Source organism: Actinomadura sp. DC4, from assembly GCF_030406325.1.
Lineage (GTDB): Bacteria > Actinomycetota > Actinomycetes > Streptosporangiales > Streptosporangiaceae > Actinoallomurus.
In genome coordinates this window covers 81,402-106,917 of sequence record NZ_JAUEQY010000019.1, presented here as the reverse complement: position 1 = coordinate 106,917, position 25,516 = coordinate 81,402, and the positions used below count along the sequence as shown (strand labels likewise).

General features: G+C 71.0%; 21 protein-coding genes. 13 read left to right on the top strand and 8 right to left on the bottom strand.

Going from position 1 to position 25,516, the window contains the following annotated elements; all coding sequences use genetic code 11:
* Together QWU11_RS28620 and katG are read left to right on the top strand one after the other, a co-directional pair.
* Complete coding sequence (locus QWU11_RS28620) at window positions 1–1,395, top strand: FAD-dependent oxidoreductase (RefSeq protein WP_290117549.1); 1,395 nt, start codon at window positions 1–3, stop codon at window positions 1,393–1,395.
* A 167-nt stretch (window positions 1,396–1,562) separates the two neighbouring features.
* Window positions 1,563–3,830 (top strand): catalase/peroxidase HPI, encoded by a 2,268-nt coding sequence (gene katG, locus QWU11_RS28615; protein WP_290117548.1) that lies wholly within the window; start codon window positions 1,563–1,565, stop codon window positions 3,828–3,830.
* 55 nt (window positions 3,831–3,885) lie between these two features.
* Here the strand turns inward: katG and QWU11_RS28610 are convergent, their stop codons facing one another.
* From QWU11_RS28610 to QWU11_RS28600, 3 genes are all read right to left on the bottom strand, one after another.
* On the bottom strand, window positions 3,886–4,407 hold the full coding sequence (locus QWU11_RS28610) for a PH domain-containing protein (RefSeq protein ID WP_290117547.1): 522 nt from the start codon (window positions 4,405–4,407) through the stop codon (window positions 3,886–3,888).
* Window positions 4,408–4,466: 59 nt separating this feature from the next.
* On the bottom strand, window positions 4,467–4,964 hold the full coding sequence (locus QWU11_RS28605; protein WP_290117546.1) for a DinB family protein: 498 nt from the start codon (window positions 4,962–4,964) through the stop codon (window positions 4,467–4,469).
* A gap of 101 nt (window positions 4,965–5,065) precedes the next feature.
* Window positions 5,066–6,097, bottom strand: a complete 1,032-nt coding sequence (locus QWU11_RS28600; RefSeq protein WP_290117545.1) for a S1 family peptidase — start codon at window positions 6,095–6,097, stop codon at window positions 5,066–5,068.
* A gap of 417 nt (window positions 6,098–6,514) precedes the next feature.
* Between QWU11_RS28600 and QWU11_RS28595 the strand changes: the two genes are divergently transcribed.
* Window positions 6,515–7,774 (top strand): hypothetical protein, encoded by a 1,260-nt coding sequence (locus QWU11_RS28595; RefSeq protein WP_290117544.1) that lies wholly within the window; start codon window positions 6,515–6,517, stop codon window positions 7,772–7,774.
* Window positions 7,774–8,424, top strand: coding sequence for a hypothetical protein (locus tag QWU11_RS28590; RefSeq protein WP_290117543.1), 651 nt, complete (start codon window positions 7,774–7,776; stop codon window positions 8,422–8,424). The genes QWU11_RS28595 and QWU11_RS28590 overlap by 1 nt, the downstream gene beginning before the upstream one ends.
* An 11-nt stretch (window positions 8,425–8,435) precedes the next feature.
* Here QWU11_RS28590 and QWU11_RS28585 read toward each other — a convergent pair whose 3' ends face one another.
* Both QWU11_RS28585 and QWU11_RS28580 read right to left on the bottom strand, forming a co-directional pair.
* The gene (locus tag QWU11_RS28585; protein ID WP_290117542.1) at window positions 8,436–9,545 is read right to left on the bottom strand and encodes a P1 family peptidase; all 1,110 of its coding nucleotides are present in this window, start codon (window positions 9,543–9,545) and stop codon (window positions 8,436–8,438) included.
* Window positions 9,542–11,173: a PucR family transcriptional regulator gene (locus QWU11_RS28580; RefSeq protein ID WP_290117541.1), complete on the bottom strand. Its 1,632-nt coding sequence runs from the start codon at window positions 11,171–11,173 to the stop codon at window positions 9,542–9,544. Before QWU11_RS28580 ends, QWU11_RS28585 begins: the two co-directional genes overlap by 4 nt.
* 39 nt (window positions 11,174–11,212) lie before the next feature.
* Here QWU11_RS28580 and QWU11_RS28575 point away from each other — a divergent pair, with 39 nt between their 5' ends.
* The 5 genes from QWU11_RS28575 (at window position 11,213) to QWU11_RS28555 (ending at window position 16,666) form a co-directional block, all read left to right on the top strand.
* Window positions 11,213–11,488, top strand: coding sequence for a 4a-hydroxytetrahydrobiopterin dehydratase (locus QWU11_RS28575; protein WP_290117540.1), 276 nt, complete (start codon window positions 11,213–11,215; stop codon window positions 11,486–11,488).
* 100 nt (window positions 11,489–11,588) lie between these two features.
* Entirely contained in the window at window positions 11,589–12,851 is a 1,263-nt protein-coding gene (locus QWU11_RS28570; protein ID WP_290117539.1) for an aminotransferase class III-fold pyridoxal phosphate-dependent enzyme, read from the top strand.
* On the top strand, window positions 12,848–14,338 hold the full coding sequence (locus QWU11_RS28565) for a CoA-acylating methylmalonate-semialdehyde dehydrogenase (protein WP_290117538.1): 1,491 nt from the start codon (window positions 12,848–12,850) through the stop codon (window positions 14,336–14,338). Before QWU11_RS28570 ends, QWU11_RS28565 begins: the two co-directional genes overlap by 4 nt.
* Before the next feature lie 555 nt (window positions 14,339–14,893).
* Window positions 14,894–15,208: a hypothetical protein gene (locus QWU11_RS28560; RefSeq protein ID WP_290117537.1), complete on the top strand. Its 315-nt coding sequence runs from the start codon at window positions 14,894–14,896 to the stop codon at window positions 15,206–15,208.
* A 273-nt stretch (window positions 15,209–15,481) separates the two neighbouring features.
* The gene (locus QWU11_RS28555; RefSeq protein ID WP_290117536.1) at window positions 15,482–16,666 is read left to right on the top strand and encodes an ABC transporter substrate-binding protein; all 1,185 of its coding nucleotides are present in this window, start codon (window positions 15,482–15,484) and stop codon (window positions 16,664–16,666) included.
* Window positions 16,667–17,157: 491 nt separating this feature from the next.
* Here QWU11_RS28555 and QWU11_RS28545 read toward each other — a convergent pair whose 3' ends face one another.
* Entirely contained in the window at window positions 17,158–17,862 is a 705-nt protein-coding gene (locus QWU11_RS28545) for a TetR/AcrR family transcriptional regulator (protein WP_290117534.1), read from the bottom strand.
* Window positions 17,863–17,971: 109 nt separating this feature from the next.
* Here QWU11_RS28545 and QWU11_RS28540 point away from each other — a divergent pair, with 109 nt between their 5' ends.
* On the top strand, window positions 17,972–20,071 hold the full coding sequence (locus QWU11_RS28540; protein WP_290117533.1) for an MMPL family transporter: 2,100 nt from the start codon (window positions 17,972–17,974) through the stop codon (window positions 20,069–20,071).
* Here QWU11_RS28540 and QWU11_RS28535 read toward each other — a convergent pair.
* Both QWU11_RS28535 and QWU11_RS28530 read right to left on the bottom strand, forming a co-directional pair.
* A complete protein-coding gene (locus tag QWU11_RS28535; RefSeq protein ID WP_290117532.1) occupies window positions 20,055–20,558 on the bottom strand; it encodes a GNAT family N-acetyltransferase in 504 nt (167 codons plus the stop codon). The two genes, QWU11_RS28540 and QWU11_RS28535, sit on opposite strands and share 17 nt — an antisense overlap.
* Before the next feature lie 42 nt (window positions 20,559–20,600).
* The gene (locus QWU11_RS28530) at window positions 20,601–21,581 is read right to left on the bottom strand and encodes a trypsin-like peptidase domain-containing protein (protein ID WP_290117531.1); all 981 of its coding nucleotides are present in this window, start codon (window positions 21,579–21,581) and stop codon (window positions 20,601–20,603) included.
* 110 nt (window positions 21,582–21,691) lie between these two features.
* Between QWU11_RS28530 and dxr the strand changes: the two genes are divergently transcribed.
* From dxr to ispG, 3 genes are all read left to right on the top strand, one after another.
* Entirely contained in the window at window positions 21,692–22,924 is a 1,233-nt protein-coding gene (dxr, locus tag QWU11_RS28525; protein ID WP_290117530.1) for a 1-deoxy-D-xylulose-5-phosphate reductoisomerase, read from the top strand.
* A complete protein-coding gene (locus QWU11_RS28520; protein ID WP_290117529.1) occupies window positions 22,921–24,108 on the top strand; it encodes a site-2 protease family protein in 1,188 nt (395 codons plus the stop codon). Before dxr ends, QWU11_RS28520 begins: the two co-directional genes overlap by 4 nt.
* Before the next feature lie 117 nt (window positions 24,109–24,225).
* On the top strand, window positions 24,226–25,383 hold the full coding sequence (ispG, locus tag QWU11_RS28515; RefSeq protein WP_290117528.1) for a flavodoxin-dependent (E)-4-hydroxy-3-methylbut-2-enyl-diphosphate synthase: 1,158 nt from the start codon (window positions 24,226–24,228) through the stop codon (window positions 25,381–25,383).
* The last annotated feature ends 133 nt before the right edge of the window (window positions 25,384–25,516 follow it).

The following is a 25,516-nucleotide window of genomic DNA, read 5'->3' as shown; positions in this document are numbered from 1 at the left end:
GTGGACGCGCTGAGAGCGCTCGCCGACGCCGAGCCCACGCCGTTCTGGCTGGCCGACCCGGCGGCGCCCGAGCCCGCGGCGGCCCTGACCGGCCGGGTCACCTGCGACCTCGCCGTCGTCGGGGGCGGCTACACGGGGCTGTGGACCGCGCTGCGCGCCAAGGAGCGCGATCCGTCGCGCGACGTCGTCCTCGTCGAGGCCGACGTCGCGGGCGGCGCCGCCTCCGGGCGCAACGGCGGGTTCTGCGCGGCGAGCCTCACCCACGGGCTGGGCAACGGCCTCGCCCGCTGGCCCGGGGAGATCGCCACGCTGGAGCGGCTCGGCCGCGACAACCTCGACGGCATCGAGGCCACGCTCTCCCGGTACGGCATCGACGCGGAGTTCGAGCGCGCCGGTGAGCTGGACGTGGCCACCGAGGACTGGCAGCTCGCCGAGCTCGCGGAGCTGGCCGAGCAGGCGAGCCGGGCCGGGCGGCACCTGGAGGTCCTCGACGCCGACGCCGTACGGGCCGAGGTCGCCTCGCCCACCTACCGCGGCGCGATCTGGGACCGGGACGGCGTCGCGCTCGTCCACCCGGCCAAGCTCGCGTGGGGCCTGCGGCACGCGTGCCTGACGGCCGGAGTGCGGATCTACGAACGCACGCCGGTACGCGCGATCGAGGAGGAGAGCGGCTCTCTCCGGCTGCGGACGCCGTACGGGTCGGTGACCGCGGGCCGGGTCGCGCTGGGCACGGGAGGGTTCCCCGCGCCGCTGCGGCGCATGCGGCACTTCATCGCGCCCGTCTACGACTACGCGCTGGTCACCGAGCCGCTCACCGGCGCGCAGCTCGCCTCGGTCGGCTGGAAGAGCCGTACGGGGGTGGGCGACGCCGGCAACCAGTTCCACTACTACCGGCTGACCGCCGACAACCGGATCCTGTGGGGCGGCTACGACGCGATCTACCACTTCGGCGGTGCCGTACGGGCCGAACTGGAGCGGCGGCCGGCGACCTTCGCGGTGCTCGCCGAGCACTTCTTCACCACGTTCCCGCAGCTCGCGGACGTACGCTTCAGCCACGCGTGGGGCGGCGTCATCGACACGTGCAGCCGGTTCTGCGCCTTCTACGGCACCGCGCACGGCGGGCGGCTGGCGTACGCGGCCGGCTACACCGGCCTCGGCGTGGGCGCGACGCGCTTCGGCGCCGACGTCATGCTCGACCTGCTCTCAGGTGAGGAGACCGAACGGACCCGCCTGGGGATGGTCCGCTCCAAGCCGGTGCCGTTCCCGCCCGAGCCGCTGCGCTACGGCGTCGTACAGCTCACCCGCTGGTCACTGGCCCGCGCCGACCGTCACGAGGGCCGCCGCAACCTCTGGCTGCGCACCCTGGACGCCTTCGGCGTCGGGTTCGACTCCTAGGGGGCCGGGCCGCTCCGGGGGCGTCGGCGTCACGAGGTAAACTTGAACTATTCAAGAAAAGCGCATGCGCCAGAGCGCGCTGCGTTGGGCCGAACTCCCGTCCGCGTCTCATGACGTCGGTGACGTGCCGCGCCCCTCAGTGATCCGCCAGTCCGGAAGGAAGTCAGATGAGCGACGCCCAGGACGACGCCCGGAACGCGCCCTCCAGCGCGCAGGGTTCGGTGGCCGGGTGCCCGGTCGCGCACGACTCGGTGACCGCGCACGGCAGTGAGAGCGAGAACCCGGCGATCGACTCGCCGACCCCGAAGACGGGCGGCCGCCCGCACACGAACCAGGACTGGTGGCCTGACCAGCTCGACCTCTCCGTGCTGCACGCCCACTCCTCGAAGGGCAACCCGCTGGGGGAGGCCTTCAGTTACGCCGAGGAGTTCGCCGGGCTCGACGTCGAGGCCCTCAAGCGGGACATCGTCGAGGTGCTCACCACCTCCCAGGACTGGTGGCCGGCCGACTTCGGTCACTACGGCGGCCTGATGATCCGGATGAGCTGGCACGCCGCGGGCACCTACCGAATCCACGACGGCCGCGGCGGAGCCGGCGACGGCGGTCAGCGTTTCGCCCCGCTCAACAGCTGGCCCGACAACGCCAACCTCGACAAGGCGCGCCGGCTGCTGTGGCCGGTCAAGCAGAAGTACGGACAGAAGATCTCGTGGGCCGACCTGCTCGTGCTCGCCGGCAACGTCGCCCTGGAGTCGATGGGCTTTGAGACCTTCGGCTTCGGCTTCGGCCGCGAGGACGTCTGGGAGCCCGAGGAGATCTTCTGGGGCCCGGAGGACACCTGGCTCGGCGAGGACCGCTACGTCACCGACACCGAGATGGCGCCCGAGGTGGGCGCGACCGAGATGGGCCTCATCTACGTCAATCCTGAAGGGCCCCGCGGCAACGCCGACCCGGCGGCGGCGGCCCACTTCATCCGGGAGACCTTCGGCCGGATGGCGATGAACGACGAGGAGACCGTCGCCCTCATCGCCGGCGGTCACACCTTCGGCAAGACCCACGGCGCCGGCATCGCCGACGACCACGTGGGCGCGGAGCCCGAGGGCGCCCCGCTGGAGGCGCAGGGACTGGGCTGGCTGAGCACCTACGGCAGCGGCAACGGCGCCGACGCGATCACCAGTGGTCTGGAGGTGACGTGGACCGACGTGCCGACGCAGTGGAGCAACCGGTTCTTCGAGATCCTCTTCGGCCACGAGTGGGAGCTCACGACGAGTCCCGGCGGCGCCAAGCAGTGGGTCGCCAAGGACGCCGAGGCGACCATCCCCGACGCCTACGACCCGTCCAGGAAACACCTGCCGACCATGCTCACGACCGACCTGTCGCTGCGCGTCGACCCGGCGTACGAGCAGATCTCCCGCCGCTTCCTGAACAACCCCGACGAGTTCGCCCTGGCGTTCGCCAAGGCCTGGTACAAGCTGCTGCACCGCGACATGGGCCCGGTCAGCCGCTTCCTGGGGCCGTGGGTCGCCGAGCCGCAGCTCTGGCAGGACCCGGTGCCGGCCGTCGACCACGAGCTCGTGGGCGACGCCGACGTCGCGGCCCTCAAGGCGAAGGTCCTCGGATCCGGCCTCACGACCGCCCAGCTGGTCACGACCGCCTGGGCCTCGGCCGCGAGCTACCGGTCCACCGACAAGCGCGGCGGCGCCAACGGCGCCCGCATCCGCCTCGAACCCCAGCGCGGCTGGGAGGTCAACCGGCCCGAGGAGCTCGCGACGGTCCTGGAGACCCTCGAGGGCGTCCAGCGGGAGTTCAACGGCGCCGGCGGGGCCCGGATCTCGCTGGCCGACCTGATCGTGCTGGCCGGCTCGGCCGCCGTCGAGAAGGCGGCGCGCGACGCCGGCGTCGAGGTGAGCGTGCCGTTCCACCCGGGCCGCACCGACGCCACTCAGGAGCAGACCGACGTCGAGTCGTTCGAGGTCCTCGAGCCGCGCGCCGACGGGTTCCGCAACTACCTGCGTACCGGCGACAAGATTCCGCCGGAGGTGCAGCTCGTCGAGCGCGCGTACATGCTCAACCTGACGGCGCCCGAGATGACGGTCCTCGTCGGCGGCCTGCGCTCCCTTGAGGCCGGGGGCACCCGGCACGGCGTCCTCACCGACCGGCCGGGCGCGCTCACCAACGACTTCTTCGCCAACCTGCTCGCACCGGGCACCCGGTGGAAGGCGTCGGAGACCGAAGAGCACGTGTACGAGATCCGCGACGTGGCCACCGACGAGGTGAAGTGGACGGCCACCGCGGTCGACCTCGTCTTCGGCTCCAACTCCCAGCTGCGGGCCATCGCGGAGGTCTACGCCGGCCAGGACGCCCGCGAGAGGTTCGCGGCCGACTTCGCCGCGGCCTGGACCAAGGTCATGGAACTCGACCGGTTCGACCTCGCCTGATCCGGCGGGCCCGGCCGGGATTCATCGAAAGACCGGCCGGGCCCGTGTACGGGTCTCAGTCGTCGCCGTGGCCGAAGGCGACCGAGGAGATCTCCAGGTAGATGGCCTCGGGCTCGGGGCAGAACTCCACCTTGGACAGGGCCTGGTCCTGGCCTGCGGACTCCAGCACGACCGTGCCGTAGCCGAGCATGCGGCCCATGATCGAGCGGTCCACCGTGAGGTCGGTGATCTTCTTCAGCGGCATCATGTCGACGCGCCGGGTGACCAGCCCGTGGACCAGCATGACGCGGACCCCGGTCACGACGAAGAACTCATCGGACCACTCGAAGACCTTGAACGCCAGCCGGCTGAGGACCACCAGCCAGGCGAGCCAGATCACGGTCAGCACGGTCGTCTGGGGGATCACGGCGGTGAGCACCCCGGCGAGGATGAGCCCGCCCAGGCTCTCGAGGCCGTAGCGCAAGAGCACAGCGGGATGCCGCCGGATCGTCACCGTCTGCTCCTCTTGTGGGAGGAGATACCTCTGGAGGTGGTGCGGATCGACGTCCCGGACGGTCAGGAAACCCGGCAACTGCACGTCGGCACTCTAACCCGCGATCACCGTCTTCGTGATCCTTTCCCGCACGCCTTTGTCGATCAGTCGCCCGTGAAGCCGTCGAGCATCTCACGCAAGATGTCGATGTGACCGTTGTGACGGGCGGTCTCCTCGATCAGGTGGAGCAGCACCCACCGCAGCGACACGTGCTCCTGCCGGCGTTGCATGACGGACTCGGTGTCGAGGCTGAGGGAGCGGACGGCCGCGTTGTTGCTCGCGCACTGCCGCTCGTACGCCGCGAGGAGCTCGGCCAGGGGTGTGCCGTCCGCGCGGAAGTCCTTGTCCGGGTCGTCCTCGGCCCACGGCTGCTCGTCGGGGCCGCCGAGCAGCGTGTGCTCGATCCAGCCGCGCTCCACCCAGTAGAGATGGCTGACGAGTCCCGCGATCGTCATCAGGGGGGAGGAGGCGAGCAGCGGGCGGTGTGCCAGGTCCTCCGCCAGCCCGTCGGTCTTGGCGAAGACCGTGGCCCGGTGCCAGTCGAGCCAGGCGATGAGCAGCGTGCGTTCGTCGGCCGCGACCGGTACGTCGATGCGTTCCATGACCTGGGATCATGCCGTCGGGGCGCACCCGGCCGCAAACGGTGTGAGGCCCCCGGGCGACGCGTGGCGGCGCGTCGCCCGGGGGCCTTCGGGCGGGGGACTTAGTAGACGCTGACGCCGTAGACGCCCAGCGGCTCGGTCACCGGCTGGAAGTAGGTCACGCCGCCGGAGCTGCAGTTGCCGCTGCCGCCGGAGGTGAGACCGTACGCCGTGGTGGTGCGGTACAGCGGGCCGCCGCTGTCTCCGCCTTCGGCGCAGACGGTGGTCCGGATGAGGCCGCTCACCGAACCCTCGGCGTAGTTCACCGTGGCGTTGAGCTGCGTGACCGAACCGGTGTGGATGCCGGTCGTGCTGCCGCGCCGGGAGACCGTCGTGCCCACGGCGGGAGTGCCGGAGCTGGTGATCTCCTGGCTGCCGACCGTGCCGGGCGGCGTGCCGGTGGCGGTGTAGCGGACGATGGCGTAGTCATTGCCCGGGAACGAGCTGCCCGCGGTGGTGCCGAGCACCGATGTGTGCGCCGAGTTGGAGTACCACGTCGAGGCGATGTTCCCGCAGTGGCCGGCGGTCAGGAAGTAGTACGTGCTGCCGCTGCGGACGTTGAAGCCGAGCGAGCAGCGGTACTGGCCGCCGTAGATGGCGTCGCCGCCGGAGGCCTTCGTGGTGAGCTTGCCCGGCAGGTGAGTGACGCGGACGGCGCTGCCGAGCTGCTTGGCGGCATTGGTGACCTGCGCGAGCTTCGCGCCGGTCACGGTGCTGTCGATCGACAGCTCGACCTGGTCGGTGGCGGGGTCGATGGCCCATGCGGTGCCGGGGACCTTGGCCGTGCTCTCGAGCGTGGCCGTGGCCTGCTGGAGCTGCGCTCCGCTGCGGGCGACGGTCTTGGGCACGGCGCCGGCGGCGCTCACGGTCTGGGCGTCGGCCTTGGAGGTGACGGTGACGACGAGCTTGTTCGTCGCCTTGTCCAGGTAGGAACCGGCGGAGCGGGCTCCAAGCTGTCCTGCGATCTTGGTGGAGAGTACTGACGGGTCCGGTTGCGAGGCGGAAGCCTGCGCGGATGCGGCGACCATCGTGCCGCCGACCAGCCCGGCCGCCGCGACGATCAGTCCGGCGCGTCGGGATGCAGAGAACCTCACACGAGCCTCCCTCTGGGGGGTGGCGGGCGCGTCCGTCTGACGCGCCCGAGGGAATGGCCTGGTACCGAAGGGCCAGCACGGCGGACGGTCTGGGGAGTCCGCTCGGGCGGGGCCTGGCACCGCCGTTCGGGCGGGACCTGGAACTGAGTACCTTGCCTGCCGAGAGGTTCACTCATCTAGTAAAATTTAGCAAGATTTCTTGTAAGTCCGGTTTTGGCCATGATCGCCCATATCCTGCGTTGAACTGCCCCGTTAGACACATCGCGAGGCGAGGTCCGCCGAGGGCGTCGCGCCACCCAATGTGTGTCCGAACGGTCGCCTTACGGGGTCGAAGGTCCGAAAGATTCCTGAGAGTTCGCTGTGAATGGCCGAAGCCCGGACGGACGACGTGTCCGAATGTGAGAGCCTTACGTAACGATGGACCATCCTTATTTCACGACATTCGTCCTGGTAGCAGGCCTGGTCACGGCCGTCGTCGCGCAATGGCGCGGCTGGCGGCCATCGTTGCGCACGGCACTCGTCGTGGGCATCGGGCTGCGGCTGATCCTGTTGATCTCCGCGTCGGCCGACTCGTGGCAGCCCGTCGACTTCGCCGAGGGCTTCAAGCCCGCCGGGCTCGCGATCCTCCACCACCAGGATCCGGTGCTCGCCACCCAGGGCTCCTGGCACTTCCTGCCGATGATCCCGTACTTCTACGCCCTCGCGCTCGCGACCGGGCTGCCCTGGGAGATCGCCGGACGGCTGTGCACGATCATCGCGGATGTCGTCCTCATCGCGCTCGTCGGCAAGCTGGCCGGCCGCAAGTACGAGCCGATGGCCCGGTTCCAGTACGCCTGCAACCCCATCGCGCTGCTGATCGCCGTCATCCACGCCCAGGTGGAGCCGGTCGCGCTGGTGTTCCTCGTCGGCGCCTACATCGTGGCGCGCTCCACCCGCGCCCTGGAGGACAGCTCCTTCCGCGGCCCCGGCGCGATGAAGGCCGCGTGGGCCGGGGCGCTGTTCGGGTTCGCGCTGTCGGCCAAGAGCTGGCCGATCATCCTGCTGCCGGTCCTGCTGGCCATGCTGCCCACCTGGCGGCAGCGCCTGTACGGCCTGTGCGCCGCGGGCGCGGTCCCGGTCTTCTTCCTCGTGACGCTGCCGCTCGTGGTCGACACCTCCTGGGCGAACATGCTGAACGTCGCCCGCTACCTCGGCGAGGTACGCCCCATCATCGGAGAGTGGGGCTGGACCGCCGTGATGACCGGTGGCGACTGGCAGCTCGCCGCCACCGCCGCCAAGATCGGTCAGGTCGTCCTCTACTCCACGATCCTGCTGGTCATGTGGCTGTGGTGGCGCTCGGACCGCATCGACCAGACCTCGGCGATCCTGCTCGCGTTCATGGTCGTGACGCCGCGCATGGGCGCGCAGTACCTCCTTTGGTTCGTTCCCTTCCTGTGCGCCCGCCCGACGCGCTGGAGCCGTCCGGCCATGACTCTCGGCGCGATCTGGGCGGGGCTCGGTTACATCTACCTCACCCAGTTCGACGACAACGGCTGGTGGAAGAACCACGAGTGGTGGGCGATCAGCTCGGTCGCCGTGATCCCGTTCCTGGTCCTGGCGATGCCGTGGAGCCGCCGCGTCTCGCGGCCCGCCAAGGACGTCACCGTCCCCGAGACCGAGCTCGTCAGCGCGACCTGATGGGGTTCAGCCACTGGGTCGTCGCGGTCGCCGGCCTTCCGCCGGAGGATCTCGCGGGCCGGCTCGGCCACGCGATGAGCGATCGGACGGCGACGTACGAGACCGCCGTCACGAGCGAGACTCCCGGCCTGTGCGTCAGCCCGGCGATCGGCGGCTGGACCTTCCTCATCGGCAAGGACGCACGTCTGCTCCCCGGCGACGACGCGCTGTCCCGGCTGAGCGAGGGCACGCGGGTGCTCACCCTGTTCGTCGAGGAGCACTCCATGTCGTTCGAGACCTCGTGCTGGACCGGCGGAACCTACACCTGGGCGGTCATCGCGTACGAGGGACTGTTCGTCATCGGGGATCCGCCACCGCCGTTCGGTGAGCTGGTGGGCGCGCTCCGGGAGGGAGAGCAGGTGGTCTCGGCGCTGAACGAGCTGACCGGCCCGCCCGAGGAGATGTGGGAGGAGCTCGGCTTCGACCCGGCGGGCATGCCGGCCGTGCGGGCCGCCGCGCTGGGGCTGCCGGTACGCGCGGCCGAGCCGGCCCCGCGGTTCGGCGTCCACACGTACCTGCCGGCCGTGGTGATCTTCGAGCGGCTCACCGGACACGGCTACGACGGGAACGACCCGCTGCACCACGCGAGCTTCGGCGTGCTGGCGAGCTGACGAGGACGTCCTCAGCCACCGCCCGCACGAGGCCTGAGAAGGCCCAGGAGACGTTCGGCGTCCAGGGCGTACGCGGTGACGCCGTCCCGGCCCGTCATCGTCTCGGCGGCCAGCAGGGCGTTGACCACGGCCTCCTCCGTCGCCTCGATGATGCCGTGGAAGAGCGGGTCGAGACGGGCGTCGGCCAGCGCGTCGACCTGGAACACCGGCGGCGGCGTGGCGCCGGGCCGGTCGGCGGGCAGCCGCCCGCGGTTCGCGGTGGAGAAGGCGAGGAAGCCGTCGCCGCTGGAGTTCTCCCCGGCCCCGCCCGTACGCGCGATGCCCAGGCCGGCGCGCTGGGCCAGCCGGCGGCACTGGTGAGGGAGCAGCGGCGCGTCCGTCGCCACGATCGCGATCACCGAACCCGCGCCCTCGTACGCCGGCGGCACCGGCCGTGGCACGTCGTCGATCCTCACCGGAACGCCGTCCACGGTGAGCCGTTCGCGCCGTCCGTGGTTGGCCTGCAGGAGCACGCCGACCGTCCAGCCGCCCTCCACGACGCGCGAGGACGTCCCGACGCCGCCCTTGAAGCCGTGGCAGATCATGCCGGTGCCGCCGCCGACGTTGCCCTCGGCCACCGCCTCGCCCGGCCCGGACCGCTCCGCCGCCGCGTACGCCGCGCGTACGTGGGCGGCGGTCACGTGGGCGCCGTCGATGTCGTTGAGGACGCCGTCCCAGGTCTCGCCCACGACCGGCAGGCCCCAGGAGTTGTGGCCGCCGCCACGCGGGGCGAGCTCGATCAGCGTGTCGCGGACCACGCCGACGCTGTGGGTGTTGGTCAGCCCGATCGGCGTGGTGAGCATGCCGCCGTCGTGGATCCAGGCGGTGCCGGTCAGCTCGCCGTTGCCGTTGAGCCAGTGGAAGCCCGCGTACAGCGGCTCGTCCTCCACCGAACCCTCGTGCGGCAGGATCACCGTGACGCCGGTACGGACCGGGCCCTCGCCGGTCCGCAGCGGCCCGTCGCCCTCGACGATCGTCGCGTGCCCGACGCGTACGCCGGCCACGTCGGTGATCGCGCCGGCCGGTCCGGGGTCCGCGTCGCCGATCCGGATGCCCAGGTCGCGTGCGCGCGATGAGGTCACGAGCGGTCCCTTCGTACGGAGTCCAGGGCGAGCAGGGCCACGTGCAGCGACGCGCAGGACTCCACGTCCTCCAGATCGGCGCCCAGCACCCGCTCGATCCGCCGCAGCCGCTCGTACAGGGCCGGGCGGGACAGGTGCGCCCGGTGCGCGGCGAGCGCCTTGTTGCGCCCGCTGCCGAGGTAGAGCCCCAGCACGTGGACGAGGTCGCCGCCGCGCTGGGCGTCGTGCGTCAGGAGGGGGCCCAGCTCGCGTTCGACGAACGTCTGGAGCCGCGCGTCGTCGCGCAGGAGGTGCAGCAGGCCGCGCAGCCGCAGGTCGGGCAGGCGGTAGAACGGCAGGTCGTCGCTGCGCCGCGCCGCGACGTCGGCGACCTGCTCGGCCTCCAGGAACGAGCGGCGTACGTCACGGATCGACTCGACGATCGAACCGGCCGCCATGACGAAGCCACGGCGGCCCTCGCCGGCCGGCGCGGCGGTGTGGGCGCGCAGGCGCCGCGCGACGTCGCCCAGGATCCGCTCGTCCTCGGCCCGCGCGGGCAGCGAGGCGAGCACGCCGACCCGCTCCTGCGGCGATCCCTCGTCGAGCGTGCCGACGAGCGCGGCCAGGCTCGCGTCGCGGCAGGCCGCGGCGGTGGAGTCGGCCAGCTCCGCGAGCGGGAGCGGCCCGCCGCCGGCGCGGCAGGGCAGCACCACGATGCCGAGCAGGCGGCGGCCGGTGAGCGGCACGCCGAGCGCGCGGGCGCGCGCCGCCGCCTCCTGCGGGTCGGAGTAGGCGTGCGCGAGGATGCCGCTGATGATCGAGCCGTGCGCCTGGCGTTCGAGGCTCTGGGCGTGCTGTTCGAGCAGCCGGCCGAGCGCCAGCGTCGTCGCCGCCCGCTCGATGAGCACCACCAGGCGCGGCGACGGCGGCTCGGAACAGGCGATGATGAGCCGCCCCCAGTCCTCCCCGCGCGCGCCGACCACGGTGACCAGCCACTGGGCCGACTCGTCGTAGGCGGTGCGCTCCTCGCTGCGTACGGCTCGCGACCGGGTCTCCCAGCTGACCAGCAGCTCGGCCGGGTCGGCGCCCGCGGCGTCCGCCGCCAGGACCTGGTGGGAGAGGTTCTCCAGCACCGCGGGCCGGCCGGCGAGCCGCGCCACCTGGCGGACCACCTCGTCGGGCGGCGCCCCGTCGACCGACAGCTGGGTGAAGACCTCGTGCAGCGTCTCGGAGGCGCGCACCTCGGCGAGCTGCGCGTCGATGATCTGGGCGTGGACGGCCTCGGTGACGTCGATGAACGGCGTCTCCCGCGCCCAGGCGATCAGCGGCAGCCCGTACTCCTCGGCGGCGGAGATGAGCGCGGCCGGGAGCGTGTCGGCGTACTTTCGGCCCAGCTCGACGATCAGGCCGCTGACGCCGACCTCGGCCAGCTCGGCGACGTACGTGCGCAGCCGTACGGGTTCGTCGGGCAGCGCGATGCCGGTCGTGAGCACGAGTTCGCCGCCGCGCAGCAGGTGGGCGATGTCGGTGACCTCGGCGCTGTGCACCCAGCGCACGCGGGCGTCCAGCCGGTCCGCGCCGGCGACGACGCGGGGCTCGCCGCGTCGTACCGCGTCGAGACGCAGAACGTCGGCCAGAGTGGGCAGCACATTCGTGATGGTATGAAACGAGGGAGAGGAGTGGCTGCAATGGAGCCGTTGAAAGAGGACGACGTCCGCCGCGAGCTGGCCGGCACCCCCGGCTGGGAGCTCAGCGGGGACTCCATCGTGCGGACCCTGGAGTTCAAGGACTTCAAGGAGGCGATGGCGTTCGTCAACCGGGTCGCGGAGGTGGCCGAGGAGGCGAACCACCACCCGGACATCACGATCCGGTGGAACAAGGTCACCCTGACCCAGAGCACTCACGTCGCGGGCGGCCTCACCGAGCACGACTTCCGCCTGGCCCGCCGGCTGAACGAGCTGTGAGGGCCCGTTCGCCGGGCCTGACAGGTTGCCAGATGCGGGGCCGGAGTCCTGACACTGTGTCGCCTGGTGCTCGGCACGGAACGACAGGAAGACTCTAGACATGTCGGACTTGCTTGCACGTCATCGCGCGGTCATCCCGAACTGGGTAACCCTCTACTACGACGAGCCCATCGAGATCGTCAGCGGCAGCGGACGCCGCGTCACGGACGCCGAGGGCCGTACCTACCTCGACTTCTTCGCGGGGATCGTCACCAACACCCTGGGCTACGACGTCGCCGAGGTGCGCGAGGCCGTGGAGCGCCAGCTCGCCACCGGGGTCGTGCACACCTCGACGCTGTACCTCCTGCGCGGCCAGGTCGAGCTGGCCGAGAAGATCGCCCGGCTGTCCGGCATCGAGGACGCCAAGGTGTTCTTCACCAACTCCGGCACCGAGGCGAACGAGACGGCGCTGCTGCTCGCGACGTACACCCGCAAGAGCAACCAGGTGCTCGCGATGCGGCAGAGCTACCACGGACGGTCGTTCGGCACCATCTCGATCACCGCCAACCGCTCGTGGAAGAACAGCGCGCTCTCGCCGCTCAGCGTCTACTTCCTGCACGGCGGCGACCGGCACCTCGCGCAGTTCCGCGGGCTGTCCGACGCGGACTACATCGCGGCGTGCGTCGATGACCTGCGGCACACGCTGGCCACCGTCACGGGCGGCGACGTGGCCGCGGTCATCGCCGAGCCGATCCAGGGCGTGGGCGGCTTCACCGCACCGCCGGACGGGCTGTACGCGGCCTACCAGGAGGTCCTCGCCGAACAGGGGATCTTGTTCATCGCCGACGAGGTGCAGACCGGCTGGGGCCGTACCGGGCAGAACTTCTGGGGCATCCAGAACCACGGTGTGACGCCGGACATGATGACCTTCGCCAAGGGGCTCGGCAACGGCTTCGCCATCGGCGGCGTCGTCGCCCGCGGCGAGCTGCTGGACTCGCTGCACGCGACCGGGCTGTCGACCTTCGGCGGCAACCCGGTCTCGACCGCGGCGGCGAACGCCACGCTCGACTACATCCTCGACCACGACCTGCAGGCCGGCGCGGCCAAGGTCGGCGGGCGGATCATCGACGGGCTGAAGGCCGCCGGCGAGCGCCTGGACGTCGTGACGGACGTGCGCGGAAAGGGCCTGATGTTCGCGATCGAGCTGGCCGGGCCCGAGCTCGCCGCCCGGCTGCTGGAGGAGACCAGGGCCCGCGGGCTGCTCGTCGGAAAGGGCGGCCTGTACGGCAACACCGTACGGATGGCCCCGCCGCTCACCCTCACCGAAGAAGAAGGCGAAGAAGGCCTGGCCATCCTCGTCGACGCACTGGAAGCGATCTCATGAAACGCATCACCCACTGGATCGGCGGCAAACCCTGGACCGGCACCGCCGAGCGTCAGGGGGACGTCTTCGACCCGGCGAGCGGCGAGCTCAGCGGGCACGTCGACTTCGCCGCCGCCGATGACGCCGACGCGGCCGTCGCCGCCGCGAGCGAGGCCTTCGCGGCCTGGCGCGACACGTCCCTGGCCAAGCGCGCCAACATCCTGTTCGCCTTCCGCGAGCTGCTCGTGCGCAACCGGGACGAGCTCGCGGCGCTGATCAGCTCCGAGCACGGCAAGGTCCGGTCCGACGCCGCGGGCGAGGTGGCGCGCGGGCTGGAGGTCGTGGAGTTCGCCTGCGGGATCCCGCACCTGCTCAAGGGCGGCTTCTCCGAGAACGTCTCGACCCGGGTGGACTCCTACTCCATCCGCCAGCCGCTGGGCGTCGTCGCGGGCATCACGCCGTTCAACTTCCCGGCGATGGTGCCGATGTGGATGTTCCCGGTGGCGATCGCGGCCGGCAACACCTTCGTGCTCAAGCCGTCGGAGAAGGACCCCTCCACCTCCATCCGGCTCGCCGAGCTGTGGCGTGAGGCGGGACTGCCCGACGGCGTCTTCAACGTCGTCCACGGCGACAAGGTGGCCGTGGACACCCTGCTGACGCACCCGGACGTACGCGCCGTGAGCTTCGTCGGCTCCACGCCGATCGCGCGCTACGTCTACGAGACCGGCACCGCGCACGGCAAGCGCGTGCAGGCGCTCGGCGGGGCCAAGAACCACATGCTGGTCCTGCCCGACGCCGACCTCGACCTGGCCGCCGACGCGGCGGTCTCGGCCGGGTTCGGCTCGGCGGGGGAGCGCTGCATGGCGATCTCCGTCGTGGTCGCGGTCGACCCGGTCGGCGACGAGCTCGTCGCCAAGATCAAGGAGCGGGTGGCCGGGCTGACCGTCGGGCCGGGCAGCGAGACGGCCTCGGAGATGGGCCCGCTCGTCACCCGGCAGCACCGCGACAAGGTCGTCTCCTACCTCGACGGCGGCGTCGCCCAGGGCGCCACGCTCGCCGTCGACGGGCGGTCGCACGCCGTGCCGGCGGGAGACGGGTTCTGGCTCGGGCCCACGGTGCTCGACCACGTCACGGCCGAGATGGACTGCTACCGGGACGAGATCTTCGGGCCCGTGCTCTCGGTCGTCCGCGCCGGCTCCTATGACGACGGCATGGCGCTCATCGCGGCCAACCCGTACGGGAACGGCACGGCGATCTTCACCAACGACGGCGGCGCCGCTCGCCGGTTCCAGAACGAGGTCGAGGTCGGCATGATCGGCGTGAACGTGCCGATCCCGGTGCCGATGGCGTACTACTCCTTCGGCGGCTGGAAGGCGTCGCTGTTCGGCGACACCCACGTGCACGGCACGGAAGGCGTGCACTTCTACACCCGGGGCAAGGTCGTCACCGCGCGCTGGCTCGACCCGGGCCACGGCGGCGTCAACCTGGGTTTTCCCACCAACGGCTGACAGTCGCGCGACCGTGGCCGCACCCCGTCCGGGGTGCGGCCACGTGGAGTGAGCGGGACCCCCGATAAAAGGCACGCCCGTTTCAGGCATTTAGCGCCGTTGCTTTGTTACAGGTTTCCACGGGCCGGAAAAGATTGGTGACCCGCATTTCGTGGCGGCCCGCCGTGGTTTTCCGGACTGGGCAAAACGACCCCACGAGGATGTGTCGCCGAAGCGCCTGTCCGGGAGGCTGGTCTCCGGCGGCGGAGTAGGTCACCATGTCCTCAGGGGGACCGCTCAACAGGTCCAAGGACAGCAGCACCGGAGAGTGCTCCGGCCGCGGCGGCGATGACGTCACCGAAAACGGGGTTCAGCGGACGGCGGGGACGATCATTGGTGCCCTGTGCCGTCACGGCCGTGAACAGCGCTTTTGTCTCGCCTATGTTTCGTTGACTGGGCAAACTACAAATAATAGCTACGGCTCTTGACCTCCTCTGTGGCATACGACACACTTCGAATGTCGACATTTGCTCCACGCAAAAATTCAGACGTTCCCCGGTTGTCAGGGAGCCCCTCATGTCTGCCGACGAATCGCTCGACCAGCAGCCGGCTTCGGTCTTGGCCGTGCTAGCGGCGCGTTACCCGCACTGGACGATCTGGTTCGGGCAGGCGACCCGCCACTGGTGGGCACTCCCTCCGCACGGCCAGGGCGGCGACATGTTCATCGAGGCACCCAACGTGAAGGAGCTCGTCGAGTCGATCGAGGTCATCCAGGCGCGTCACCGGGCGTCGGCCCCTTCCCGGCAGCCGGGCGGCATCCTGTTCGGCGAGGCCGAGACGTCACGAGCGGGCCGGGTGCCGGCCGCCGCGTGGCACGGCGGCCGGCGATGACCGGGCCAGTCAGCACCACCCTCGCGGCCGCCTCGCACGGCCGCCCACGAACAGCGGCCTCGGGCGGGCAATTTTCAGCCGCGCCGCCTCCCCCTCCAACACCTCCGTGACAGGCGTGGCTGCAGAGGGGCGCTCTCCCGAGGTCGCCTGACGTCCGGACAACCGCGTAGCCCCCGGCGCGGTTGTCCGGACTTCGTTCACCCCCCGTCCCCACGGGGCCGCCCACGTCGTTACGCTCGCCGCAGAGGTTTTCCGACGACGTACGGGAGCGGCATGAGGCGTGCGCGAATGCTCGCGGCGGCCGTGGCGGCCGCCGCACTCGGTCTCGCGGGCTGCAGCGGAGGCGGCGGCGGCCACACCACCAAAGAGGTACGCGCGGCCGAGACCATGGGACAGGGCGAGGGCCAGGTCTCACTGGTGAGCTGGAACGGTTACGCCGAGGACGGCTCCAATGACCCCCGGGTCGACTGGATCACCCCGTTCGAGAAGAAGACCAAGTGCAAGGTCAACATCAAGTACGCGGCGAACCCGCAGGAGATGCTCGACCTGATGTCGAAGCCGAACCTGCACTACGACGGGGTGGCGGCGACGCCGGAGATCGCCGGTCAGCTCATCAGCAGCCGGCAGGTCGTTCCGGTCAACACCGACCTCATCGACTCCTACAAGGAGCTGGAGCCGGCCCTGCGCTCGCAGCTCACGGTGAAGGGCAAGCACTACGCCGTCCCGTTCACCTGGGGCGCCAACCTCCTGATGTACGACCAGCGGACCGTTCGTCCGCAGCCGGACAGCTGGGCGGCGCTGTTCGACCCGGCCCAGGCCAAGCGATACTCCGGCCACCTGGTCGTACGCGACAGCCCGCTGACGCTCGGCGACGTCGCGCTCTACCTCCGGGCGCACGACCGCAAACTGAAGATCAAGGACCCCTTCGCGCTGACGCCGAAGCAGCTCGCCGCCGCGGCGAAGGTGATCTCCAGGCAGCGCCCGATGGTGAAGACGTACTGGCTCAACCCCTCCGACGCGATCGCCGCGTTCGCGACGGGTGAGGCGTCGCTGGGCGAGGTCTGGCCGTACCAGGTGGACGTGCTCAGCCGCAGCGGCCGTCCGGTCGCCGGGGTCACGCCGCGCGAGGGCGTGACCGGCTGGATGGACTCCTGGATGATGGGCGCCCGCGCCGACCATCCGAACTGCATGTACCAGTGGCTCAACTGGGCCAGCTCGCCCGAGGTACAGCAGCAGGTGGCGGAGTGGGACGGCGTCGCGCCGGCCAACCCGGAGGCCTGCGCCCGCGACCGGCTGCGCCCGCAGTTCTGCAGCGCCTACCACGTGGGCGACCGCGCGTACCTCAGCAAGATCATGTTCGCCCGCATGCCGGCCGCGAGCTGCACGAGCGGCAAGGGCTGCGCCGACTACGCCGACTGGTACCACGCCTGGCAGGAGGCCCGGGGCCAGACGGGATAGCGGAAATGCGGAGACGCGCGCCCGGCCGCCCCCGCCGGGCGCGCGTCTCCATTGAGTGTCCTGGGCTCCCCCCGGACTCAGGACACTCCTCCAATGAGGTTCTGGTCAGGCCCTTGTCAGGCTCTGAGCTCGCCGCCGGTCGGGCTTCTTGCCCCTGGCGGCTCGTCTGCGCACCGGCTGCGGGATGATCCGCAGCGCCGGCACGCAGTCATCGCATGCGAATACCCGGGAATCGTCCGGCAGCCGGCCTACGTGGGCCCTCGGCCGCGGCCACTTCTTGTGGCACACGACGCAGGCCTCCCCGTAACGCTGCGCGGCGGTCAGACCGTCCGGGTCGAATGTCGGACCGGAACGGGCCATGAAGATCCCCCCACCTTCCTCGGCTCCGCTTCGGCCTCATTTCTATCGCCGTGAAGGTGTGCAAGCAGTAGCCGCAACGGCAAACCGCGGCAAAACTGTGCTGACCGTGGATTACGGTGCGCCGTTGCTCCTCAGGTGTCCTTCAGGCCGATGGTCCTGGCGACGTCGGCCAGTTCGGACTCGAAAAGAGGATCGGGGTCTTCGAGCATGAAATGCACATGACCGAAGATCTCCATCGCGACCAGGCCGTACAGCCGCACCCAGGACGAGACGTACAACCGGAGCACGCCCAGCGGCACTCCGGCCTCGTCCGCGCCGCACTCGGCCCCGAACAGCCGCAGCTGGTGCCGCAGCGCGGGGGTGATCTCCTCGTCGGTCGGCACGGGGAACGGCTGCCGGTGCCAGAGCTCGGCGAACAGGCGGAGGAAGATGCCGCCCAGGCGGCTGCCCGCCTCGTCGGCGGCCTTGAGTTTGCTGAAGCCGGGAACGGGCGCGCCGAAGACCATCGTGAACTCCGGCGGGTGATCCAGGGCCCACCGGCGGAAGGCGCGGGTCACCGCGAGCAGGCGCCCGCCGAGGTCGTCCCCGGGCAGGGCGTCGCGCGCGGCCTCCATCGCGTCGCACATCTCGTTGGCGTAGGTCTGGATCATCGCCGCGAGGAGATCGTCTAGGCCCGCGTAGTAGCGGTAGAGCGCGGGCGCGGTCATGCCGATGTCGCGCGCGATGCCGCGGAGTGAGATGCCCGACGGGCCGTGCGCGCGCAGGTGTTCCCGCGCCACCTCTTTGATCTCCAGCAGCGTGGCGTCGCGCATGCGTTCCCGGCGGGTCGTCGGCACGGTTCTCCCTTGACTTCAGTAAACAGCGTGTGCTTGAGTAAACGCTGTTTACGGTAAACAGTGTTCACCAGAACTATCGCCGATAACAGGTTACTCGGAGCGCAGAGACATGTTCGATTCTCTTGGCCGCCTTGTCCACCAGCGACGCCGGTGGGTCCTGGCCGGCGCCCTCGTCTTCATCGCGATCGCCGCCGTTTGGGGCACCCAGGTCTTCGGCGCGCTCAAGGGCGGCGGTTTCGACGACCCGCGCTCGGGCTCGTCGCACGCCGCCAAGATCATCAATGACCGCATCGGCCCGGCCGACGGCGAGCTGGTCGTCCTGTACGAAAGCCGGACGGCGACCGTGGACGACCCGGCCTTCCGCGCCGCGGTCACCGGCACGCTGGCCCGGCTGCCCAAGAGCGCGGTGCCGCACGTCACCACCTACTGGGACAGCCGCGCGCCGGCCCTCGTCTCCCGCGACCGGCACGCGACGTACGCCGCGATCCGCCTGGCCGGCGCCGACCTGCAGGCCCGGCTGAAGACCTACGACAAGATCCGCGACGACCTGGCCGCGCCGGGGCTGAAGACGCTGCGCGGCGGCTCGATCGGCGTCAACGCCGAGATGAGCCGGAAGACCGCCGCCGGCCTCGCCCGCGCGGAGATGATCTCCACGCCGATCCTGCTGATCCTGCTCGTGGTGATCTTCGGCAGCCTGGTGTCCGCGCTGCTGCCCCTCGTGATCGGCGGCGTGGCCATCCTCGGCGCGTTCACGGCGCTGCACCTGCTGACGTACGCCACCGACGTGTCCACGTTCGCGATCAACGTGGTGACCATGCTGGGCCTGGGCCTGGCCATCGACTACGCGCTGTTCATCGTGACGCGCTACCGCGAGGAGCTGCGCCGTACCGACTCCGAACGGGAGGCACTGGCGCGGACCATGGCCACCGCGGGCCGTACGGTCGCCTTCTCCGGCATCACGGTCGCCATCGCCCTCGGCGGCCTGCTGTTCTTCCCGCAGATGTTCCTGCGGTCGATGGGCCTGGGCGGGATGGCGGTCGTGCTCGTCGACATGATCGCGGCGCTCACCGTGCTGCCCGCGCTGCTGGCGCTGCTCGGCCGCCGCGTCGACGCGCTCCGGCTCATCCGCCTGCGGCCCCGGGAGGACCGGGGGACCTGGTTCCGGCTCGCGCACAGCGTCATGCGCCGGCCCGTGGCGTACGCGACCGGCTCGATCCTGGTGCTGCTCGTGCTCGCCGCGCCGTTCCTCGGCATCCGGTTCGGCGGCGTCGACGCGCGGGCGCTGCCCCCCGGCGCCGAGGCGCGCACGGTTTCGACCACCCTCGACCGCGACTTCCCGCACAGCTCGCTGTCGCCGATCGACGTCGTGCTCACCGGCGGCGTCTCCGGACCCGGCCTGGACGGCTACGTCGGCCGCCTGCGCGCCCTGCCGGGGGTCACGAGCGCGGACCTCGCCGGTACGGGACGGGACGCCGTACACGTCGCGGTGCGCACCGCCGCCGACCCGCAGTCAGAGAGCGCCCGCGCCCTCGTACGGCGGATCCGGGCGCTGCCATCGCCGGGACCGGTGTACGTCGGCGGCGCGACCGCCGAGCTCAGCGACCTGCTGAGCAGCCTCGGCCGGGTGCTGCCGTGGACCGCGCTGTTCGTCGGCACCGTGACGTTCGCCCTGCTCTTCGCGGCGCTCGGGTCGATCCTGCTGCCGCTCAAGGCGCTGGTGATGAACGTGCTGTCGCTCAGCGCGGCGTTCGGCGTGATGGTGTGGGGCTTCCAGGACGGCCACCTCGCAGGCCTGCTCGGCTTCACCTCGACGGGGACGGTCGAGGCGTCGCAGCCGGTGCTGATCCTCGCGGTGGCGTTCGGCCTTTCGATGGACTACGAGTTGTTCCTGCTCAGCCGGATCAGGGAGGAATGGGAGCGTACGGGAGACAACACCGTCGCGGTGGCCACCGGCCTGCAGCGCACCGGCGCGATCATCACCAACGCCGCGCTGCTCCTCGCGGTGGTGATCGGTGCCTTCACCACCTCCGACATCTCCTTCATCAAGCTCATCGGCGTCGGGCTGCTCGCCGCGGTGGTGGTCGACGCGACGCTCGTACGGGCGCTGCTGGTGCCGGCCACGATTCGGCTGCTGGGCCGGGCCAACTGGTGGCTGCCGGGGCCGCTGCGCCGCCTGCACGCCCGCGTCGCGATCAGCGAGGCAGGTTAGGGAAGGTCCTCCGGGGGCCGGGCATCCGGCCCCCGGTGAGCGGCACGAGCAGCGACTTCTCGAAGCAGACGCTGCGGGCGGGGTGGCGGCCGAACGGCGCGATCCGGACGTAGCCGCTGGAGGCGTACAGGCCGGCGGAGCGCAGGTCGCCGGCCTCCAGCCGCGCGACCGCGAACCCTCGCCGCCGGGCGAGGTCCTCCACGCCCGCGAGCAGCAGCCGGGAGATGCCCTGCCCGCGGTACTCCGGGCGCACGTAGACGTGCTCCACCTCGGCGGTGTCATCGCCGAGCCGCCGCAGTCCGGCGCATCCGACCGTCTCGGAGACCTGCCGGGCGACCAGGAAGACGATCCCGGCGTCGACGGGCGGCGCGCCGCCCACCCGCCGGCTCGTACCGGCCGGCCGGTCTCCCCTTGCGGCGAGGAGGCCGGCCAGGATCGGGTCGTCGAACGAGGCCACGACGAGTTCGACGGGTGGGCTGCTGCTCATGCGGGACAACAGTAAGGATCCGCTGTTACGCGCGTGTGTATTTCACGCCTGTTGCGCGCGGTCGTAGATGTGGCGCACGGCCGGTCCGAAATAGGGCCCGTACATCGTGGCGGGGTCGTCGGCGTACTTGAAGCTGCTCACCGAGGTGACAACGCCGGTCCCGGTGGCGGCGTCGAACCGGGTCAGCCACGGCCCGCCGCTCGAGCCCTCCGTCATGTCGCAGCGCAGGCCCTCGTCCTTGGTGATCTTGTGGGAGTCGGGAGAGGTCCTGCCACTGCAGTAGGTCAGCCGCTCGCCGTCGTAGTGTCCGCCGGCGGGGTAGCCGAAGCCGTAGACGAGCCCGCCGCGCGGCTGGTCGAAGGCGATGCCCTGGGCGCCGACCACGTCGGCGACGTGCCGCCCGGCCGAGGTGGCGAGCGCCACCAGGGCGACGTCGAAGTTCTCGTCGCCGCGGGCCGACCACGTGCCGGGCACGAACATGTGCCGCGCGGCGAACGCGCCGTACGGGCGGCGGCCCTGGTCGTAGCCGGGCACGTAGATCCAGTTGCGGGCCCACTTGCCGGTGGCGTCCTGCGCGCAGTGGCCCGCGGTCACGACGAGGTCGTGGTTGGCGCTGGAGACGGTGCCGGCCGAGCAGACGTAGTCGCCGCCGTCGATGGTGAAGAAGACCTTGCCGGTGGTCGCGCGCACGGCGCCGCGTGAGGTCCACGGCGCGCCCGGGGTCTCGACGCTGCGGTGCCGGGTGGCCCGCGCGGGCGCGCTGCCGGGGATCACGACCGGCGCGCCGGCGGCCGGGGCGGCGGTGTCGGCCATGGCGTTCGGGCGGTGGCGGGGCGGCGGGATGACGGCGCGCCGCATGCGCTCGGCCGTCCAGTAGCGCAGCGTCGCGGACGAGGCGGTCGCGATGACATTGTCGACGACACCGGTGACTCCCGGCGCGGGATGTGAGGTCGCCGGGCCGGCTGCGGCGAGCGCGGCGCTGACGGCCGGCACGACGAGGGCGAAGGGGGCACTCTTGAACATGAGGCAAAAGTGTGCAGCACCGAGGGTGATCGAATGCTCACTTTCGGTAAAAGGGCGCTTGTGATCGGGTGTTGTGTGCTTTGACGTCGTGAGGTGGTGAGAATGGGGACGTGACTCCCGACGAGAACGCCGCTCCGGCGGGCATCAGAGACGTCGTCATCCTCGGTTCGACCGGGTCGATCGGAACGCAGGCCATCGACGTGATCCGCCGCAATCCCGGCCGGTTCCGCGTGACCGGGCTGGCGGCCGGTGGAGGCCGGGTCGACCTGCTCGCCGCCCAGGTTCTCGACCTCAGGCCCGAGGTGGTCGCCGTGGCCAAGGGCTCGGCCGCCGAGGACCTGCAGCTCGCCCTCTACGCCGAGGCGCAGAAGCGCGGGTTCTCCTCCGGGGGCTACCGGCTGCCCAAGCTCCTCGCCGGGCCCGGCACGATCGCCGAGGTGGCGGCGTGGCCCTGCGACGTCGTGCTGAACGGCGTCGACGGCGCCGCCGGCCTGGCCTCGACCCTGGCCGCCCTCGACGCGGGCCGCACCCTCGCGCTGGCCAACAAGGAGTCGCTGATCATCGGCGGCCCCCTGGTCAAGCAGCGCGCCAAGCCGGGACAGATCGTCGCGGTCGACTCCGAGCACTCCGCGCTCGCGCAGTGCCTGCGCGCGGGCGACCGGGGGGAGCTGCGCCGGCTGGTCGTGACCGCGAGCGGCGGGCCGTTCCGCGGGCGGAGCCGCGCGGATCTGGAGGACGTCACGCCGGAGCAGGCGCTCGCCCACCCCACCTGGTCGATGGGCCCGCTCGTCACGGTCAACTCCGCGACGCTGGTCAACAAGGGCCTGGAGGTGATCGAGGCCCACCTGCTGTACGACGTGCCGTTCGACCGGATCGAGGTCGTGGTGCACCCGCAGTCGGCGGTGCACTCGATGGTGGAGTTCACCGACGGCTCGACGATCGCCCAGGCCGGCCCGCCCGACATGCGCCTGCCGATCGCGCTGGGCCTCGCCTGGCCCGGCCGGGTCCCCGACGCCGCGCCGTCCATCGACTGGACCCGCGCGCACACGTGGGAGTTCTTCCCGCTCGACGACGAGGCGTTCCCGTCCGTACGCCTCGCGCGCGAGGTCGGGGAGGCGGGCGGCACGGCCCCGGCGGTCTACAACGGCGCGAACGAGGAGTGCGTTGCCGCTTTCCTTGCCGGAACCCTGACATTTCCCGCGATTGTTGACACGGTTGCGCGGGTAGTGTCCGAACACATGAGCGGTACCGGCGTATCGACACCGGCCGCGCTCACCCTCGACGACGTGCTGGCCGCCGACGCGTGGGCCCGGGCCCGGGCACGGGAGCTGACGTCTGGTTGACCAATTTCTACGGCCTCCTCGGCGTGGTCGCCTTCGTTGTGGCGCTCCTGCTCTCCGTCGTGCTGCACGAGGCCGGGCACCTGCTCACCGCGAAGCGCTTCGGCATGAAGGCGTCGCAGTTCTTCGCGGGGTTCGGTGCCACGCTGTGGTCGCGGCGGCGCGGGGAGACCGAGTACGGCATCAAGGCGATCCCGCTCGGCGGCTTCGTCAAGATCGTCGGCTACACGCCGCTGGAGACGGTCGACCCCGCCGACGAGCCGCGGGCGTTCTACCGGCAGCCCGCCCCGCGCCGCGCCGCGGTCATCGTCGCGGGTGTCGTGATGAACCTCCTCCTGGCGTTCCTGCTGCTCATCGGCCTGGCGGCCGGAATCGGCATCCCCTCGGGCGACGACGCCACCACGGTCGTGCGCCACGTGTCGCCGTGCGTGTCGGCCGCCGACGTCTGCACCCCGCGCGACCCCGTCTCGCCCTCGAAGAAGGCCGGGCTCCGGGCGCGCGACCGCATCGTGTCCTTCGGCGGGCGTCCCGTACGCGACTGGGACGAGCTGTCCCGGGCGATCAGGGACACCCGGCCGGGCACCCCCGTGACCGTCGTGGTGGACCGGAAGGGGGCGCGCCTCACGCTCCCGGCCACGGTCGCGAGCCTCGGCGGCAGCGGCTACTTCGGGCTGGAGCCGGCCGCGCGCACGCGCCGGCTCGGCCCGGTCGCCGCGGTCCGCTTCGCGGGCCGGTTCATGGGCGACATGACCGTCGCGATCGGCGAGATCGTCGTGGACATCCCGCACGCGATCCCGAAGCTGTTCGGCCACGAGCGGGCCAGCACGAAGGGCGGCCAGGCGGGCAGCATCGTCGGCGGCGCGGAGGCGTCCGGGCAGGTGTTCTCCTCCAACGACACCTGGCGTGACAAGCTCACCAGCTTCGTCCTGCTCGTCGTCTCGCTCAACTTGTTCGTCGGGCTGCTCAACCTCGTGCCGCTGCTCCCGCTGGACGGGGGCCATCTCGCGGTCGTCGGCTACGAGCGGCTCAAGGCCCTGGTCTTCCGGATCCGGGGCCGTCCCGATCCCGGGCCGGTCGATATGACCAAGCTCATGCCGCTGACGTACGTGGCCGTGACGCTGCTCGTCGGGCTGGGGGTGCTGCTCATCCTCGCGGACGTCATCAACCCCCTGAAATTGCCTCAATAGACCCTTCGAGTGCGCAGCACTCACACAGGTGCCTAGGCTTATGTCCATACGTCCACCTGCACGACTGGAAGGAGGGCGCGGCATCCCCCCGGGGCGCATGCTCCGTGCCGCGTGACCATGAGCGTCGATCTCGGGATTCCGCAGGCCAAGCCCAGGCCGATCGCCCCCCGCCGCAAGTCGCGGCAGATCATGGTGGGGTCCGTGCCCGTGGGCGGTGACAGTCCGGTCTCGGTGCAGTCGATGACGACGACGCTCACCGCGGACGTCAACTCCACACTGCAGCAGATCGCGGAGCTGACCGCGTCCGGCTGCCAGATCGTCCGGGTGGCGGTGCCGTCGCAGGACGACGCCGACGCGCTGCCGGCCATCGCCCGCAAGTCGCAGATCCCGGTGATCGCCGACATCCACTTCCAGCCCAAGTACGTCTTCGCCGCCATCGACGCCGGGTGCGCGGCCGTACGGGTCAACCCGGGCAACATCAAGAAGTTCGACGACAAGGTCGGCGAGATCGCCCGCGCGGCCAAGGACGCCGGCGTGCCGATCCGCATCGGCGTCAACGCCGGGTCGCTCGACAAGCGGCTGCTGCAGAAGTACGGCAAGGCGACCGCCGAGGCGCTGGTCGAGTCGGCGCTGTGGGAGTGCTCGCTGTTCGAGGAGCACGACTTCCGCGACATCAAGATCTCGGTCAAGCACAACGACCCGGTCGTGATGATCAACGCCTACCGCCAGCTCGCCGCCCGGTGCGACTACCCGCTGCACCTGGGCGTCACCGAGGCAGGCCCGGCCTTCCAGGGCACCGTCAAGTCCTCCGTGGCGTTCGGCGCGCTGCTGGCCGAGGGCATCGGCGACACGATCCGCGTGTCCCTGTCCGCGCCTCCGGTCGAGGAGGTCAAGGTCGGCCTGGCGATCCTGGAGTCGCTGGGCCTGCGCGAGCGCGGCCTGGAGATCGTGTCCTGCCCGTCCTGCGGGCGCGCCCAGGTCGACGTCTACACCCTGGCCGACCAGGTGACCGCCGCGCTGCAGGACTTCCCGGTCCCGCTGCGGGTCGCGGTCATGGGCTGCGTCGTGAACGGCCCCGGCGAGGCCCGCGAGGCCGACCTCGGCGTCGCCTCGGGCAACGGCAAGGGACAGATCTTCGTCAAGGGCGAGGTCATCAAGACCGTGCCGGAGGCGGCGATCGTGGAGACCCTGATCGAGGAGGCGGTCCGCATCGCCGAGGGGATGGGCGTCGACGTCACGGGCGAGGGTCCGGGCGCCGACGTCAGTGTTTCCTGACCGCGCCTCGCCGAAATTGTCAGGCTCCGTAACTTAAGATCATTAAGTGGGTAGAGTCGTCGCGGCCCCCGGTCATTCGGCCGGGGGCTTTTGCCGTGCTGTCCTGCTGAAACTTGGCCACTGTTGGCCTCAG

Bases quoted from the DNA above. Each gene is read 5' to 3' on its own strand.
- QWU11_RS28540 (WP_290117533.1), top strand. From the start codon at position 17,972: ATGTTCGATTCTCTTGGCCGCCTTGTCCACCAGCGACGCCGGTGGGTC.
- QWU11_RS28535 (WP_290117532.1), bottom strand. From the start codon at position 20,558: ATGAGCAGCAGCCCACCCGTCGAACTCGTCGTGGCCTCGTTCGACGAC.
- QWU11_RS28595 (WP_290117544.1), top strand. From the start codon at position 6,515: ATGGACCATCCTTATTTCACGACATTCGTCCTGGTAGCAGGCCTGGTC.
- QWU11_RS28530 (WP_290117531.1), bottom strand. From the start codon at position 21,581: ATGTTCAAGAGTGCCCCCTTCGCCCTCGTCGTGCCGGCCGTCAGCGCC.
- QWU11_RS28560 (WP_290117537.1), top strand. From the start codon at position 14,894: ATGTCTGCCGACGAATCGCTCGACCAGCAGCCGGCTTCGGTCTTGGCC.
- QWU11_RS28575 (WP_290117540.1), top strand. From the start codon at position 11,213: ATGGAGCCGTTGAAAGAGGACGACGTCCGCCGCGAGCTGGCCGGCACC.
- katG (WP_290117548.1), top strand. From the start codon at position 1,563: ATGAGCGACGCCCAGGACGACGCCCGGAACGCGCCCTCCAGCGCGCAG.
- QWU11_RS28555 (WP_290117536.1), top strand. From the start codon at position 15,482: ATGAGGCGTGCGCGAATGCTCGCGGCGGCCGTGGCGGCCGCCGCACTC.
- ispG (WP_290117528.1), top strand. From the start codon at position 24,226: ATGAGCGTCGATCTCGGGATTCCGCAGGCCAAGCCCAGGCCGATCGCC.
- QWU11_RS28605 (WP_290117546.1), bottom strand. From the start codon at position 4,964: ATGGAACGCATCGACGTACCGGTCGCGGCCGACGAACGCACGCTGCTC.
- QWU11_RS28565 (WP_290117538.1), top strand. From the start codon at position 12,848: ATGAAACGCATCACCCACTGGATCGGCGGCAAACCCTGGACCGGCACC.
- QWU11_RS28590 (WP_290117543.1), top strand. From the start codon at position 7,774: ATGGGGTTCAGCCACTGGGTCGTCGCGGTCGCCGGCCTTCCGCCGGAG.
- QWU11_RS28570 (WP_290117539.1), top strand. From the start codon at position 11,589: ATGTCGGACTTGCTTGCACGTCATCGCGCGGTCATCCCGAACTGGGTA.